Below are 16314 nucleotides of genomic sequence, written 5' to 3'. Positions count from 1 at the left end.
AGGGGTTCGCGGGCTCGGGTCAGGTCCGCCAGGCCTCGCGGCACAGGGCTGTGGACGCCTCGTCGAGGTATCGGGCCGTGGCGAGCCAGGCACGGGCGAAGGCGTCGGTGTCCGCCGAGACGAGGCGGCCGAACCCGTCGCGGCCCCGCTCGGCCGCGGATCTGCGCATCGCGTCGAGGAGCTCGGCGGCGGTGGACAGGCCGGCACGCCGCAGGAGCGCGGTGTCGGGTGTGGTGGCGTGCGGTGCCGTGGTGTGCCGTGCCGTGGTGTGCGGACGGGCCGGTGCTGCGTGCGTCAGAGCTCGGCGGCCCGCGACAACCACCTGTTCCGTGCGGCGGCGCAGGATGTGGAGGGGAGCGGAGGGGGTGGGGCGGACTGGGCCGGGTGCGGGTTCCGGCAGGGGTGATGTGGGGGTCACGTCCTGGCGTTGGAGGCGGTCCAGGCCGAGGTCGTACCGGCCCGTGGGGAGACGGACGGCGAGGAGGGCGGCCCGGGGATGCCCGGCGGGCACGAGGCGCGCGACCGCACGGACTCTGGTCCCGGAGGCCGTGGCGAGGAGGGCGAGGTTCTCGCGGTGGGCCAGCTCGGGGTGGTCGTCGGCGGCGGTCAGCCGCACGGTGAGCCCGTCGCACTCGGCCAGGAGGCAGTCACCGCCGGCCTCGCGGGCCACGCCGGTGAGCGTGGCGTCGAGGAACAGCAGGTCCTCTCCCGTGGCCCGGGGGGCTTTGGCGGCTCCAGCGGCGAGGGCGCGCGCCACCTGGTGAGCCACGGGGACGGACCACAGAGCCGCGAGCGGTTCCGCGGTCCAGTCGGCTCCCGCGGCGGCCGCGGCCCGCACGCCCCGGCCCGCGCCGAGCCGCCCGTCGGCGGAGACGGTCGCCCCGGAGACCACGAGCCCGGCGCGGGCCAGGTCCCGGTGCGTGAGTGCGGTGTCGCCCATCCTGACGGCTCGGTCACCGGCGTTCCTGGCCCTCGCCGGTCCCCCGGGGGCCACGTCGGGAACGGTGTAGAGGCGGCCGGCGGCGTCGGCGGTCCAGGTGACCACGCCCGCGTGGCCGGTCGAGGTGAGGACGGGTTCGGTGAACAGTCCGTAGAGCCGCAGCGAGCCGCCCGGCGCGTAGGCGCGGCGCGCCGTTCCCCGCAGGGCGGCGTGCGCGTCCGGGGTCCCGGGTCGGCGCAGCCCGTACGCGGTGGCGAGCAACTCCGCCAGGGCGTCGGCCAGTTCGGCTGTTCGGTGGCCGGGTTCGGCGGCGCGGGCCGCGCGCAGGCCGTTCACCGTACGGATCGCGGCGGCCGCGGGCCGGGGCAGGGCCGCGAGGCGGGCTGTGTGGGCGGCCCTGAGCAGACCGGCCTGGAGCACGGCACCGGCGCCGTCGACACCGGCGTCGAGGACGAGAACGGCGGCCTGCCACAGGGCTTCGGCGGCGGCTGCCTGGGACGGGGTGGTGGGCGCGGAGCCGGTGAACGGAAGGGTGGTGGGCGCGGAGGTGGTGGGCGGAAGGGTGGTGGGCGCAGAAGTGGGCGGCGCAGAAGTGGGCAGCGCAGAGCTCGTGGGCTCAGAGGCGGGCGGCCCAGAGGTAGGCGGCGCAGAGCTCGTGGGCTCAGAGGCGGGCGGCCCAGAGGTAGGCGGCGCAGAGCTCGTGGGCTCAGAGGCGGGCGGCGCAGAAGTGGGCAGCGCAGAGCTCGTGGGCTCAGAGGCGGGCGGCCCAGGGGTGGGCGGCGCAACCCTCGTGGGCTCAGAGGCGGGCGGCGGTGAGGTGCGGGCTTCGGTCGGCTCGGTGGGGGGTGCGGTTGCGTCCGCCTCGTCCGGGGCCGGCGGGGACGGCTGATCGGGCGCGTCGGAGGGGGCGGGTGCGGATGTGTCGTCCGCGATCGGTGCGAGGGCCGCCGCCGCGGCCCGGTGCACGCAGGCCGGGGCGAGCAGGCAGCCGCAGCGGATCGCGTCCTCGGCCGTGACCGTGCCTCCGGGTGCGTGCAGTTCGACGAAGGTCTCGTCGTCGACCGCGATACGGCAGATGCCGCCGTCGGACGTCACCGGTCGCGCGGCGAGCTTCTCGACAGCCGCGTCGAGGCGCTTGCGCAGGCGCGGGGAGAGCGCGGCCACGACGGCGGCGGTGACCTCTGGCGGTACCGGAGGAAGTTGCGGCGTCGGGTGAGACCGCGGCTGAGAGTGTGGCGTCGTCAACGGATCTTCTCCCCTACCCAGCGGGCGAGTTCGAGCGGGCTGAGTGCGGCGACCGGCATGCCCGCGGCGACGAGCTGTCCCGCGATGCCGGTGGAGTAGCGGGGGCGCCCGGCGTCGTCGAGGCTCGCGCAGCCCAGTACATGGCAGCCCGCGCCGACGAGTTCGCGTACCTCGGCGAGCATGCCGCCGACGGGGTAGCCCTCCTCGAAGTCGCTGACCACGACGACGAGGGTGCGCGAGGGCGCGGTGACGAGCGTGCGCGCGTGGCGCAGTCCGGCGGCGATGTGGGTGCCGCCGCCGACACGTGCCTCCAGGAGGAGGGCCAGCGGGTCGTGGACGTGGTCGGTCAGGTCGAGGACTGTCGTCGAGAACGCCAGGAAGTGCGTGGACAGCGCGGGCACGCCGGCCAGGACCGACGCGGTGAGCGCCGACCAGATGGTGGAGGCCTCCATCGAGCCGGACACGTCCGTGAGGATGATCAGCCGCCAGTCCGCCGAGCGCTGGGCCCTTCCGTGGAACACGGGGCGCTCGGGGACGACGTGGATCCGTCCGTCGTCGGTGCGCCGGGCCGTCGCGAGGTTGGCGCGCAGGGTGCGGGCGAGGTCGAGTCTGCCGCCGGGTCGCCGGGTCGGGCGGGCGGTCGCCGCGCCGGTGAGTGCGGGGCGCAGGCGGGTGGCGAGGGTGCGGGTGAGCTCGTCGACGAGTCGCCTTACGAGGGGGCGCAGGGCGGCGAGCTTGGCCTCGGGCAGGCCGCCCGCGTGCTGGAGGACGGTGCGCAGCAGTTCCACGGAGGGGCGTACGGCTTCGGGGTCGAGCGCGGACACGACGTCCGTGCGGCCGCGGGTGGCCGCGGCGGCGAGGACCTCTTCGCGGATGCCGGGGCCGAAGAGCGCCGTGAGTTCCTCGGCCCATTCGCGTACACCGGGGTAGGGCGCCTCGCGCCCGCCCCGGCCGCCCGCGCCGCCGGGCAGATCGCCGCGCGCGCCTTCGCCTCGGCCCTTCCCGTACAGCTCGTCCAAGGCGGTCGCCAACGGGGCGATGCCCTGAGGGAGTTGATCTCCTCGCCGGCCGAGGACGAGGCGCCATCGCTCGGCGGGGGCGATCCGGGCGTCGCCGGTCGGGGGGACGGGAACGGGAGCGGTCACGGGCGTGGGAGCGGATGGGGGTACGGGGTGAGGGCGGTCGTGCGTGTCCGGCGCCGTGGGCAGGAGGCCGAGCGCGGCCAGCGCCTCTCGGGCGGCGAGATCCGCGGTGGTCCACGCGGCCAGGGTCCGCGCGTCCGTGTCCGGGGGGAGGTCGGCATCGAGGGTGCCGTCGATGCGTTCCTCGATGACGGTGAGCAGCCGGTCGCGGGCGGCCGGGCTGAGCGTGTCGAACCCGCCGCGCAGGGCGGGGAGCCGTTCGAGGAAGGGGCTGTCGGGCAGTTCGCCGACGCGGTCGAGCAGCGGGGCGAGCGCCTCGGGAGCCGTCTCCAGGAGGGATCCGGCAGCGGTGAGCAGGCCGGTCAGCTGGGCGGTGAGCTCCGCGCGGGTGCCGGGATCGGTGGCCGTGTCGACCCAGGACGCCGCGCGTGCGCCGAAGACGGTGGCGGGGGTGTGCCCGAGCAGAACGCGCACCGCGGCCGCGGCGCCACGCATGAGCGGCGTTCCGCCGTCGGCCAGCCGCGCCAGCGAGTCGGCGAGCCGCATTCCCCCGAACACGTCGGCACGCCGCGCGAGTTCGACCAGAGCGCGGGCGTCGTCCGGGTCCTCGGAGCCGGCGAGCCCGTCGAGGCTGCGGACGGCGGCGACGGTGAGGAGGTCGGCGCAATCGGCGAGCGCGTGGGGCCAGGGGGTGGGGGCGGCGGTGAGGTCTGCGGTGGGGGCGTCGGCAGGGTCAGTGGCGGCGTCCGGCACGGCCAGGCCCGCGATGTGGCCCGAGGTGAGGCGGTCGGTGAGGTCGAGGCCCCTGAGGAGTTCCGGGAGGGTGCCGATGGCGGGCAGCACCGTGGTGACCTCTGCCAGGGATTCGGCCGCGAGTGCGGACAGCGCGCATGCGGCCGCCTCACCGAGCGTGGTCAGCGCCTGCGCCGCGGTCGGGCCGCCCTCCGCGTGGGCGGCACGGAGGCGTGCGCGGAGCACGCCCTCCGCCACCTGCGCCGGGGTGACGCCCCGGGTGGTCGCCGTGGTGAGGACCGCCGCCGTGGCGGGCGTCCAGCGCACGGTCCAGCGCGTGGTGAGCGCGTCGGCCCCGCCTGCCCCGCCGACAGTGGTCTCCTGCGCGTACGGGATGCCGCACAGCGCGAGGCGGCGCAGCAGCACCTCGCGCCTGCGGTCCGGGTCGGAACGCAGGGGGTCGAGCCGAAGCTCCTTCTCCCGCCCGCCACTCGCCGGGCCCGGCAGACCGAGCGCGGCCAGCTCCGCCTCGACGGCCGGTGCGAGTCCGCCCCGGGGTGCGCCGGGGGCGGCGCGGCCCGTGCGCTCGCCGACGAGGACCCGCTCCAGCGCGCGGGCGACGGCGCGTCCGCGACCCAGCGGCTCGCCCTGGGCCAGCACGGTCTGCACGGCCTCGACGAACTCGCTCCGGCCCGGCGCGGGCAGCCCGCGCAGGCTTGCGAGGTCGCCCGCCACGCGGCGGATCTCGCGGGCGTCCGCCGGACCCGACGGGTGGCCCTGGGCGCGCAGTTCGCCGGTGACGCGGACGGCGCAGCGCAGGGCCGTCTCACCGACCGCGGCCGGGTCCCCCGCCGACTCCAGGACCTGGTGCTGCCACTCGGGGTCACGGATCCCGGCCGGATACCCGGAACGGGCGTCCAACAGCGCGTACGTGTACGGGATCAAGGAGACGGCGCAGGTGGCCGCCGCCCGCGATGCCGCCCCCGCCGGGGCTTCCGCGTGCGGCTCGGCGGGCACCCGGGCCTGCGACTCGACCGACGGCGGGGCGGCTGCCGACGGTCCGGCGCCGGGCCTGGTCTCCGGCGACTCTGCGGGTGCCCCGGCCGACGCCTCCGCGACCGGCCCGCCGAGCACCCCCGCCGACGGCCCCGCGACCGACTCCCCCGGCTCCTCGTCCCTCAGCGCCCGCGCGCTCAACGCGGGCGCGTGGAACGCCCCGATCACCGCCGCCGCCCTGCGCCCGCCTCGTGCCGCCTCCCGCAGGCGGGCCCGCATCCACTCTTCCCTGGCGAGGTCGAGCGGGTCGATTCCCGGGCCGTCCTGTGCGTCGCGGCGCAGGGCCCAGCCGGTGAGGAGCGCCGCGCGGCGCAGGGCCTGTGGGGTGGCGCCCGGGGCGGGTGCCTCCACGAGGCGGTCCCAGAGGTCGTCGCCGTCGCGGCCGGTCAGCCGTCCACGCACCGCGTCGTGCAGACTCCGCCTGCGTCCGGCGGGGGCGGATGCCTGTTCCGCCGGGCGCGTTACGCGCGGCTCCCGCCAGGCCCGTTCCGCCAGTGGCAGATCACAGGCCAGCACCGGGACGCTGTTCCGTGCGGCCCAGCGCAACGCCGCGAGCTCCGGCGAGAAGTCCGCGAACGGGTAGAACGCCGGGCCCGACTCCGCCTCCCCGTCGAGCACCGCCGCGAGCGCGACCGGCGCCACCGTCTCCTCGTGCGCCAGCCAGGGCAGCAACTCCTGTGTCTCGGAAGGGAGTTCGACCAGCAGGACGTCCGGGGCCGCCTCGTCGAGGAGTCGGGGGACGACCGCGGCCAGCGACGGCGCGTGGTGGCGTACGCCGATGAGGTAGGGCCCGTCGGGATCGGTGAGCGCGTCGACGGCCGCGCCCGCGTCGGTGGTCATGGTGGGTCAGCCCTCCAGGACGGAGCGCAGGTCCCACAGCGTGCGCCAGGTCGCGGAACCTTCCTCGGCACGGCGCCGCACCGCACCGTCCCAATAGCCGAGCAGCCGCGCCGCGTCCGCCGGATCGTCCTTGCGGACCACGCCGGTGAGGTGGCCCGGCAGGAGGGCGAGGGCGTCGCGGTCACCGGGGAAGTAGGCGGCGGCGACGCCGAGCGCCGTCGCGACGGAGACGGCCTCGGCCGTACTCATCACGGTGGACGGCCGCTCCACCTCCCAGCCCTCGGCCGAGCGGCCCGACCGCAGCTCGCGAAAAGCGGTGACCAGGACGTCGAGGACCATGTCGTCGAGCTGGTACACGGCTCCCGCCCGTTCGACGGCTGCCTTCGACTGGCGGCGTACGAGGTCGAGTTCGGCGTCGAAGTCGCCGATGGGGCCGACCGTCTCGAAGTTGAAGCGGCGCTTGAGCGCGGCGGACATCTCGGAGACGCCCTTGTCGCGGAGGTTCGCGGTGGCGATGACGTTGAACCCGGGGGCCGCGTGGGCCTGGGCCGCGTCCGTGCCTGCCAGCTCGGGGACGGCGATGCGCCGTTCGGAGAGGAGGGAGATCAGGGCGTCCTGCACCTCGGGGAGGCAACGGGTGACCTCCTCCACGCGTGCGACGGCGCCCTGGGTCATGGCCGCGAGCACGGGTGAGGGTACGAGTGCCTTCAGGCTCGGACCCTGGGCGAGCAGCAGGGCGTAGTTCCAGCCGTACTTGAGCTGGTCCTCGGTGGTGCCGGCGGTGCCCTGGACAGTGAGCGCGCTGGTGCCGCTCACGGCGGCGGCGAGCAGTTCCGACAGCATCGACTTGGCGGTGCCGGGCTCGCCGACCAGGAGCAGTCCGCGCTCGCCGGCGAGCGTGACGACGCAGCGTTCCACGAGGGCGCGCTCACCGACGAACTTCCGCCGGACGGCGAGCCGGCGCGGCACGCCCTCGCCGGGGTCGGCGCCTTCGGGCAGGCGCAGCGGTTCGTCGGCGCCCATCACGAACGTGACGACGGCGCGCGGGGTGAGCCGCCAGCCGGGAGGGCGCGGGCCGGAGTCATGGGCGGCGAGGAACGCGAGCTCGTCGGCGTACAACTCCTCGGGGGGCACGATCTGCCGCGGCGCGGCGGGCATCGTGCCCAGGACGGTGTCGGTCGTGGTGCTCATCGGCGGCGCTCCCGCGGCTGCGTGGCCCCGCACTGCGCGGCCGGGACGGACTCGGTGGTGGTCGTACTCATCGGGCGACGCTCCCGCAGCCGCGCACCCCGACACCGCGCGCGGGGGACGGTCGGCGCGGTCGCCCCGCTCGGGATGGTCGGCGCGCTCGGAATGGTCGAGACGGTCGGCGTAGCCGAGACGGCCGGAACAGGGACGGTCGTGGTCGGCGCGCTCGGGACGGTCGGCGTGGTCGAGGCGGTCGGAACAGGGACGGTCGTGGTCGGCGTCGCCAGGACACCCGAGGCTGCACGGTCTCCCCAGTGCGCCGCCAGGACCGATTCGGTCGTCGTGCTCATCAGGCGGCAACCCCGCAGCCGCGTGCCCCGGAACCGTCCGCTCGGCGCGGTCGGGACGGTCGGCGCGCTCGGCGCGGTGGGCCCGCTCGGCGCGGTGGGCCCGCTCGGCGCGGTGGGGACGGGTTCGGTGGTGGCCAGCGACGGTTGCGTGACCGGCCGTCGCATGTGTCGCACCGCCGAGGTGACCCGAACTACCCCGGTCGTCACTGCCCGCCGCACGCCCCAACGCCACAAGCCAGGCACCGCCGGGGCGACCCGGACTACCCCGGTCATCACTGCCCGCTGCGCGATCCGACGCCACAAGCCACGCACCGCCGAGGTGACCCGGCGCGTCCTCCTCCTCATCGGCGCCGCCCCTTCCGGGTCGCGCGGGTCGTGAGTTCTTCGAAGGCCGGGACGTCGCCGGCGCGCACCCGGTCCCACGCTCGGGTGAACAGTTCCGGGACGGGCCGCAGCGGGACCGTCGCGGTGTGGCCAGGGATGTCGTACAGGTCCCGCTTCCAGGACTCGACGGGCAGCGCGGGCGCCTTGAGCGCCAGCCAGGCGCCGGGCAGGAACAGACCGCGGCCCGCGCGGGTGCGCTTCGCCTGCACCACCAGTGCGGTCGCGGCGAGTTCGGCGCGGGCCTTCTTCATGCGGGTGGACTTCCAGCCGGTCCAGCGTGCGCTGTTGCGGTCGGTCGGGTCGGGCAGGGCGAGCAGTTGCAGGTAGAGGGCGGCGGCGTCCTCGCCGATGCCGTGCGCCTCGGCGACCTCGGTGACCAGGCCGGGGACACTGCGCGTGGGGTCCTGCGCGTAGCCCTCACGTCCTGCCTCCCGTCCACCCGCACCCGGCCCGTCCACACCCGGCGCGCCCGCCGACACCGCGCGGCCGAGCCCGTCTCCCAGTACCGCCCTGATCGCCCGTAGTGGGGCGTCCGCGCGGTATCCGGTGAGGCCCTCGATCAGGCCGAGCGCCGGGTCGTCGGGGCCGGTGAGGCCGGCCGGGCGCAGGAGGACGGCCTCCTGCCGGTGCCAGGGGTGGACCACGAACGCCGCGCCCACCCGCGTCAGCCCGTCCGCTCCGGCGCCGCCCGCCTCGGGCATGCCGTACGCCTTGCGCAGTTCGGGGGCGGTGGCGTCGCCCTTCTCGGTCCAGGCGAGGCCGAGCTGGAGCAGCAGCCCGGGGTCGGCGAGCCGGGTGCGCAGGGCCTCGAGGGCGACGGGCAGGGCGGCGCGCAGCGGGTGCCCGTACGGCAAGCCGTAGGCGAGCGCGCCGAGGGCGGACACAGCGGGCACCAGGTCCCTGACGTGCGGTACCGCGGTGGCGTCATCGCCCGTCAACCGGCCGTCCGTGTGGAGTCGCTGGACGGTGGTGCGGCTGAGCCACGGGGTGTGCCGGGGGTTGAGCACGGCCTCGGCGTTGCCGATGGTGGAGACCCCGTTCAGCGAGATCTCCATGTCCTCGGGGAGGCGTACGAGGGTGCCGAACCGCTCCGTCCAGACCTTGCGGGCGGCCTCGACGGCCGGCCCGGTCTCCCAGAGGTCGGCGACGGTCTCGGGGAGCAGCGCGGTGACCACATCGACGCGGTCCTGCCATGGGAGGGCGGTCAGGCGGTCGTGACCCGCCTCCACTTGCGTGCGGGTGAGCCCGGAGCGGGCCTGGCACTCGGCGGATGCGACGTCGTCGGCGAGGACGCCGGAGGGGCGCCCCGCGAGGAGCAGCGCCGCCTGGACCGGGCCGCAGCCTGGCGCGGCCGCCAGTGCGGTCGCGTTCTCCGCGTGCCAGGGCGTGGCACCGCGCTCACGAACGAGGGCGGCGAGCGACGCGATCCGGTCGCCGGTGAGTGTGCCGGGGATCCGCTGTGCCTCACCGGTGATGAAGTGGGCGACCGGCCCGAACACGCCCGAAGGGTCGTGGTCGAGGGCCAGCCAGTCCACCCCGTCGTCGTGACTGCGCGTGCGGACCGCAGCGAGGATCGCGACGGTGCGGTCGCCCAGGCGGAGGACCTGGCCGGCGCGTGGCCGGTAGGCGCCCTTCTCTCGGAGTTCCACGCTGCGCAGCTGACGGTGCGGATCCGCGAGGGCGCCTTCGGCGACGGCGTCCAGGAGGTGCAGGAGCGCGGATCTGTCGGTCTCGTCCATGCCGGGGACGGTGGCGCGGTACGCCAGCGCGGGCAGGTGGCGCAGGACGCTCAGCCAGGTGGACGTGCAGCTCGGGATGGTGAGTTCGTCCGTGGTCCAGCCGCCGGTGAGCTTCGTGAGGTCGTGCCCGCCGGGCAGCGGGGTGCCTTCGGCAGCCTTGCCCGCGATGACGTGGCCGACGGACCTGATCTGGCGCAGTGTGCTCCAGGTGCCGGGGCTCCAGTGGCCGTGAACGGTGTGGCCGAGGACGCCGCGGATCGCGCTGAGCAGGGTCCGGTCGTCGCCGTCGTGGGGCGAGAAGTCGTGGAACATCTCCTGCCTGCGCGCCGCGACGGGCCGTGCGGCCGCCGCCTGAGGGTCGGTGAACTCGGCCACGGATTCGCGGAGTTGGACCATGGCGAGCGTGATGGCGCCGATGCCCGCATGCAGCGACGGGTGCCCGATCGCGGGCAGGGCGCGCTCGGTCGCGGCGAGCAGGTCGCGGCCGAACTGGTCGGACGCAGCCTGCTTCTGCTCGTCCGTGAGGCCGGTCCTGGCCTCGCCCGTGGTCTTCCTCCGGTGCTGTGCCAGCGCTGCCGCCGCGTCGTCCGCCAGTGCGGCGGCCTGCCCGTCGGCGAACGCGCGCAGTGCCTTGGAACCGTCCGCGTCGCGGGCCCGCATGGCGTGCCAGAACGGCGCGGGCGGGACGAGCGGCGTGCCGGCCGCGTATTGCGCGCCCGCGCGGGACGTCACGATGTCGCCGAAGGATCCCTCGGCCGGCCCGGCGCCGTCCGCGTAGAGGCCCAACTGGGTTCCGGCGACGGCGAGTACGGGCTCCGCGCCGCCGGGCAGGCGCAGCGCGCCGAGCGGCACGGGGGCGCCGCCGCCGCTGAAGCGGGCGGGCAGCGTGACCTCGCGACCGTCGGGCGTACCCGCCGTCAGCCGCTCCTCCACGCCGTCTGCGGCGCCGTCGCTGCGGACCCAACGGCCGACGACCGTGCCGTCGGTGCCCAGGGGGCTGTTCTCCAGGCCCGCCTGGAGGGGCAGTACCTGGCAGTCGGCCTGCCGCAGCCGTCCTTCGTCATGCACGGCGCCCGCGAGGAGCGGCGGCAGCGAGGAGCGGCCGGTGGCGCCGGTGGCGGGGTCGTACTCGATCCATGTGCTGGCCGTGCTCGTGGTGCGCAGCCGCCAGTGGTTCACGCCGTCGCCGCTGACCCGGTGTTCCTTGGGCAGGGTGGTGTCGCCCGCGTGCAGGGGGCGGGCGCCGGTGCTGCGGCCGCCGTCGGGGAGGGGCAGGGAGGCGTCCAGGGTGTGTGCGCGCCACTGGGTGGCCGACTCGCCGCCGAGGTGGAAGACGTCGGCGGGGCGCGAGGACCAGTAGGCGCGCTGCTTGCCCTCGTGCCACCAGGTGACGAGAAGTTCACCGCCGACGAAGCGGAAGGCGGGCTGCCGCCAGTGGTCGGGCTTGCCGGGGATACGCAGGTCGTGTTCGAGGAGGATGCCGTCGGGTCCCGCGACGACGGCCTTGTCCCGGTGGGCGACGATCAGCGCGGGCCAGGCCTCCTGGACGGTGAGCCCGCCGCCGTGGCGCTGCTCGGGCACGGGCCCGAGCAGTTGCATGGCCTCTTCGAGCGCGGGCCAGCCCAGTTCGTCGACGATGCCCGCGCGCAGGGTGCGGCCGAGGTTGCCGCTGAGGTCGTGGGCGCGGACGCGGGCGACGGCGTCGGGCGCCACGTCCGCCGCGACCGACCGGAAGCGCCTGAGGTGCTGGAGTGCCGAGCGGGCGCCGGGCAGGCCCGCCGCCGCGGTGAACGCCTCGGCCTGTTCGGTGAGCCACTCGGCCAGGAGCGGGCGCAGGACCGGGTGTTCCGCGACGGCGAGGGTCTTGCGACCGCCCACGCTGCGGTGGGAGTTGCCGCCGATCGCTTCCTTGAGCAGGGGCCTGAACCGCGCGTCGGCGGCCACCGCGGCGAGGTCGCTGCGGCCTGTGTCGGGTCCGCCGAACCAGTCGTCGAGGCCGATCCCGTGACCGTCCGTGCGGGGCGCGGGGTCCGCCACGGCGACGCCCGACGCGAGGCACACGTCGATGAGGTCCAGGTCGGCCCAACTGCGCCAGCCGCGCCCGCGGAACAGGTCGACCGGCCGCCCCTCGGCGCGCAGGCGGGCCGCCATGCGCTCCACGAGGCCGTACGTCATCGGGGAGCGGCGCACCCCGCGCCAGCCGCCCTTCAGGTGGGTGGACCAGCGCGCCAGCCAGTCCCCCGCGTCGACGGCCGCGTCCGGGGCCGGGTCGGTGAGGAGCTGATCGGCGCCGGTCTCGGCGAGCAGCTCCAGCCAGTCGCCCTCGGAGCCGTTGTCGTGTCCGAACCCGGTCGGCATGATCTCCAGCAGCCGCTCACGGACGGCGGGTTCCTGCGCCGCGAGGACCAGGAGGGTGGGCCGGTACGCCGTCCAGAACGTGCCGGGCGCGCGTACCACCGCAGGGGACGCCAGGAGGTCCGCGAGCAGTCGGCACTCCTCCTCGACCCGGTCAAGTCCGGCGGCCTTGATGAGCTTGCGGGCATCCTGCGGCAGGGCGGCGTACGGCGGCATCCCGGCGCCGCAGCGCTCGACGATGAGCCTGCGGTACTGCTCCCAGGCCGCCTGCGGCGCGAGACGCTGTGTCAGGTCCCGCACATGGTCCTTGAGCGCCTTGACGGTGAGCGCGCCGGCGAAGGCGAACTCGAGGAACACCGCGCGCTGCCGCTGCTCGTCCACGACGAGGCTGTGGACGCGCTCGGCCTCGCGTGCCTTGCCGAAGAGGGCAGCCGCATAGGTGGTGTTCTCGTGCCGGAGGAAGGCGCGGCCCGCCTCCTCGTAGTACGTGGGCAGGAAGTGCGGGACGGAGCGCCCGAGGCGCTCGCCGAGCTCCTCGAACCCGTCCTTGGCGGCGCCCGCGCGGGCCTTGGCCATGCGGGCGAGGCGCTCGACGTCCTTGACGAGGGCGAGGGCGTGGTGCCCGTTCTCCGGGTCGTTCACCAGGGCCCAGGCGGGGAAACCGAGGGTTTCGCGGCGTACCTGGCCGAGCCCGTCACGGACGCTCTCGCGCCGCAGCCCGAGGAAGTCCAGGGCGAGGTCCTCGGCGTCGCCGAGCGTGCCCGGCACGAGGCGCACGACAGTGCGCCCTTCGAGGACGGGGTGGGTGTACGTGCGGGCCGTGAGGTCGTCGGCGTCCTCGCCGCTGTGCGCGCCGGGGAGCAGGACGGCGCCCGCCTCCAGGAGTGCTCCCGTGTCGACCGTGCCGTCGCCCGTGCCCATCGTGCCCCGCTCCCCCGCTGCCTCGCCCGCCGAAGCCGCCGTACCCGCTGTGCTGGTCGTGTCTGCCGCGCCCGGACCCGTGCCCGCGCCGCTCACCGCCGTGTTCACGCCGCCTGCTCCCCGTCCTCGAGCTCGCGGCCCGCGTAGAGGGCGGCGGCCATGCGCAGGCCCTCCGACCAGGCCACCGGCCCGACTTCGGCGAGGGCCAGGGCCTGTCCGCCCTCGGTGGTCCAGGTGAGCGGTCCGGTCTCCGTCTCGGCGTAGCCCTCGTAGTCGCCGATCCAGACGCGGGCCTCGACGGTGCGTCCGGCTTCGAGCACGGGCTGGACGGCGTGGCCGCCGCGCACCCGATAGCCGAGGGAAGTGGCGCGGCCGGCGAGGAAGCGGAGTTCCTTGAAGGCGCCGCCCTCGTAGTCGTCGACCGCCTGGGCTGCCGGGTCGCGGTCGGCGCCGCGGGTCCAGATCTCGCGGAACAGCTGCTGGACGCCTTGGTCGACCCCCAACTCGACGGCGAATTCGCGCAGTTCGCCGAGGTCGTCCAGGAGGACCGGGTGGGGAATGCTGATCTGCCGCGGGCGGATGCGCACGGTGTCCCCGTCGAGGTCGACGAGGCCGATGCCGCGCTCGGGGTCGGCGTCGCGCAGGAACCCGGCGACCGTCCCGTCGTCGCCGGTGACGACCAGGTCCTTCAGGGCGGCGCGCCAGGCCGGGTCGGGCCAGACCTCGGCGAGCACCGCCGCCGGTACAGGAAGGGAGCGGGTCATCCAGCGCTCGGCCCGCTCCCGGCAGTCGCGCTCGTGCCGCTCCAGCCACTCGGTGAGCTGCCGGAGCCCGATGACGGCCTGCTCGTCGGCGATCTTCGGCGGCACCGACTTCAGGAGCCGCCCCTTGCTGTTGCGGCAGACGACCTTGCCTCCGTCGTCCAGGGCGACTTCATAGTCGCCCGCGCGCATCCACCCCACCACTGCCTCCCCGACAGTCGCTTCCCGTTCCCCAGATGTCGACCATCGGTCGTGGGCGCGCGCCGAAGGCACGCGTCACGAGCACCGGTTGTGAGCCGGTGTTGATCAACTGCAGGAGACTTTAGGGGCAGCCACTGACAACGCGGTGCGGCCCGGCCCCCTGAAGGGCCGGGCCGCACAAAAGGCAGGTCAGGACTTGGCGTCGGCCCATGCGCGCTGCACGGCGAGGTCGTCCTTCACCTCGGCGAGCTGCACCGCGACGGCCGAAGGAGCGGTGCCGCCCCGGCCGTTGCGCGAGGCGAGCGCGCCCGGCACATCGAGGACGGTGCGCACCTCGGGCGTGAGGTGCTCGGAGATCTTCGCGAACTGCTCGTCCGTGAGCTGGTCGAGCTCGATGCCATGCTGCTCGCACTCCTTGACGCACTCACCGGCGACCTCGTGCGCGACGCGGAACGGCACGCCCTGCTTGACGAGCCATTCGGCGATGTCGGTGGCGAGCGAGAAGCCGGCCGGGGCGAGCTCCTCCATCCGCTCCCGGTTGACCGTGAGCGTGGCCATCATGCCGGTGAACGCGGGCAGCAGGACCTCGAGCTGGTCGCAGGAGTCGAAGACCGGCTCCTTGTCCTCCTGGAGGTCGCGGTTGTACGCGAGCGGGAGGGCCTTGAGCGTGGCCATGAGGCCGGTCAGGTTGCCGATGAGGCGGCCGGACTTGCCGCGGGCGAGCTCGGCGATGTCCGGGTTCTTCTTCTGCGGCATGATCGACGAGCCGGTGGAGAAGGCGTCGTGGAGGGTCACGAAGGAGAACTCCTTCGTGTTCCAGATGATGATCTCCTCGGCGATGCGCGAGAGGTTCACGCCGATCATCGCGGTGATGAAGGCGAACTCCGCGACGAAGTCCCGCGACGCGGTGCCGTCGATGGAGTTGCCGGCCGAGCCGCGCTCGAAGCCGAGGTCCTTCGCGACGGCCTCCGGGTCGAGGCCGAGCGACGAACCGGCCAGGGCTCCGGAGCCGTACGGCGAGACCGCCGTGCGCTCGTCCCACTGCCGCAGCCGCTCGGCGTCCCGGGACAGGGACTGGACGTGCGCGAGGACGTGGTGCGCGAACAGGACCGGCTGGGCGTGCTGGAGGTGCGTGCGGCCGGGCATGGCGACGTCGGCGTGCGCCTCGGCGAGGCCGACGAGCGCGTCCTGGAGGTCGGCGACGAGGCCGCCGATGACGCGCGCGTGGTCGCGCAGGTACATGCGGAAGAGCGTGGCCACCTGGTCGTTGCGGGACCGGCCCGCGCGCAGCTTGCCGCCGAGGTCGACGCCGAGGCGCTCAAGGAGGCCGCGCTCCAGCGCCGTGTGGACGTCCTCGTCGGCGATCGTCCCGACGAACGAGCCGTCCGCCACGTCCGCTTCGAGCTGGTCGAGGCCCGCGAGCATGCGGGTCAGCTCGTCCTCGGTGAGCAGGCCCGCCTTGTGCAGCACGCGCGCGTGGGCGCGGGAGCCGGCGATGTCGTACGGCGCCAGGCGCCAGTCGAAGTGGACCGAGGCGGAGAGTTTCGCCAGGGCCTCGGCGGGGCCGTCGGCGAACCGGCCGCCCCAGAGGCGGACATCGCCGGTGTTGCTGCTCACGGTTGCTCCTAGATGTGCGGTGACGCGGGGCGGGTTTTCTCTTCCCCGTCCCGCCCCTTCCCGTAACGGGTATCAGGCGAGGTCGCGCTTCGCCGCGCTCTTCGAGGACAGGGCGAAGACGTCGATGACGTCATGCATGAGTATGCATTGCACTGCATGATTCGTCAATCGGCCCGTCGATCGACCACCCATGGACCGAGACGCGCGCGAAATCCTTAGACAGGCGAACGATCTCGGGTCGATAATCCAGAACCATGGGAAAGACCTACGAACGCATAGACGGCAGGCTGCGCACCTTCATCGAGGAGCAGCCGATGTTCTTCACCGCGACCGCGCCCCTCTCCGAGGACGGCACGGTGAACCTCTCACCCAAAGGACTGAGGGGATCCTTCGCCGTGCTCGACGAGCGGACCGTCGCCTACCTCGACTTCGCCGGCAGCACCGCCGAGACCATCGCGCACCTGCGCGAGAACGGCCGCATCACCCTCATGTGGTGCGCTTTCCAGGGTCCTCCGAACATCGTCCGGGTGCACGGCCACGGAGAACCCGTCTTCCGTGACGACCCACGGTTCAGGGACCTGCTCGAACACTTCCCCGACATCGACCCCAGCCTCCACGGCCTGCGCGCCATCGTCGTCGTGACCGCAGACCTCATCCGCGACAGCTGCGGATACGCGGTGCCCTTCATGTCGTACGACGCGGACCGCGACCTGCACGGGAGGCGGTTCGCGCGCGAGGACGACGCCTCCCTGAGCGAGTACTTCAAGAAGAAGGAACACATCGAGCACAGCATCGACGGACTTCCGGGGCTGCCGCTCCCGCTGCCTCCGACTACCGTCTGAC

At 74.7% G+C, this 16314-nt stretch carries 8 protein-coding genes; 2 read left to right on the top strand and 6 right to left on the bottom strand.

Features of this window, described 5'->3' with window-relative positions; translation table 11 throughout:
• Positions 1 to 19: 19 nt before the first annotated feature.
• From OHO83_RS35310 to OHO83_RS35300, 3 genes are all read right to left on the bottom strand, one after another.
• Entirely contained in the window at positions 20 to 2104 is a 2085-nt protein-coding gene (locus OHO83_RS35310; RefSeq protein WP_330280271.1) for a hypothetical protein, read from the bottom strand.
• Positions 2105 to 2181: 77 nt separating this feature from the next.
• Positions 2182 to 5955 carry a DUF5682 family protein gene (locus tag OHO83_RS35305; protein ID WP_330280270.1) on the bottom strand — a complete coding sequence of 1258 codons (3774 nt, stop codon included), beginning with the start codon at positions 5953 to 5955 and terminating at the stop codon, positions 2182 to 2184.
• Positions 5956 to 5961: 6 nt separating this feature from the next.
• Positions 5962 to 7146, bottom strand: a complete 1185-nt coding sequence (locus OHO83_RS35300; protein ID WP_266668489.1) for an ATP-binding protein — start codon at positions 7144 to 7146, stop codon at positions 5962 to 5964.
• Between the two features lie 21 nt (positions 7147 to 7167).
• Here OHO83_RS35300 and OHO83_RS35295 point away from each other — a divergent pair, with 21 nt between their 5' ends.
• Positions 7168 to 7872 carry a hypothetical protein gene (locus OHO83_RS35295; RefSeq protein ID WP_330280269.1) on the top strand — a complete coding sequence of 235 codons (705 nt, stop codon included), beginning with the start codon at positions 7168 to 7170 and terminating at the stop codon, positions 7870 to 7872.
• On the opposite strand, the gene OHO83_RS35290 is transcribed toward OHO83_RS35295, so the two are convergent.
• The 3 genes from OHO83_RS35290 to argH all read right to left on the bottom strand — a co-directional run bounded on the left by OHO83_RS35290 (position 7835) and on the right by argH (position 15471).
• On the bottom strand, positions 7835 to 12892 hold the full coding sequence (locus OHO83_RS35290) for a hypothetical protein (protein ID WP_443066105.1): 5058 nt from the start codon (positions 12890 to 12892) through the stop codon (positions 7835 to 7837). The two genes, OHO83_RS35295 and OHO83_RS35290, sit on opposite strands and share 38 nt — an antisense overlap.
• Positions 12893 to 12996: 104 nt before the next feature.
• Positions 12997 to 13854 (bottom strand): DUF4132 domain-containing protein, encoded by an 858-nt coding sequence (locus OHO83_RS35285; protein ID WP_266668491.1) that lies wholly within the window; start codon positions 13852 to 13854, stop codon positions 12997 to 12999.
• 189 nt (positions 13855 to 14043) lie between these two features.
• Complete coding sequence (gene argH, locus OHO83_RS35280) at positions 14044 to 15471, bottom strand: argininosuccinate lyase (RefSeq protein ID WP_116503257.1); 1428 nt, start codon at positions 15469 to 15471, stop codon at positions 14044 to 14046.
• A gap of 254 nt (positions 15472 to 15725) precedes the next feature.
• Between argH and OHO83_RS35275 the strand changes: the two genes are divergently transcribed.
• Positions 15726 to 16313: a pyridoxamine 5'-phosphate oxidase family protein gene (locus tag OHO83_RS35275; protein WP_329436026.1), complete on the top strand. Its 588-nt coding sequence runs from the start codon at positions 15726 to 15728 to the stop codon at positions 16311 to 16313.
• Position 16314: the final 1 nt, after the last annotated feature.

Origin of the sequence: Streptomyces sp. NBC_00569, assembly GCF_036345255.1 — a bacterium.
GTDB lineage: Bacteria > Actinomycetota > Actinomycetes > Streptomycetales > Streptomycetaceae > Streptomyces.
Note: the sequence above shows the minus strand (reverse complement) of the source record. Positions and strands in the feature narration are given on the sequence as shown.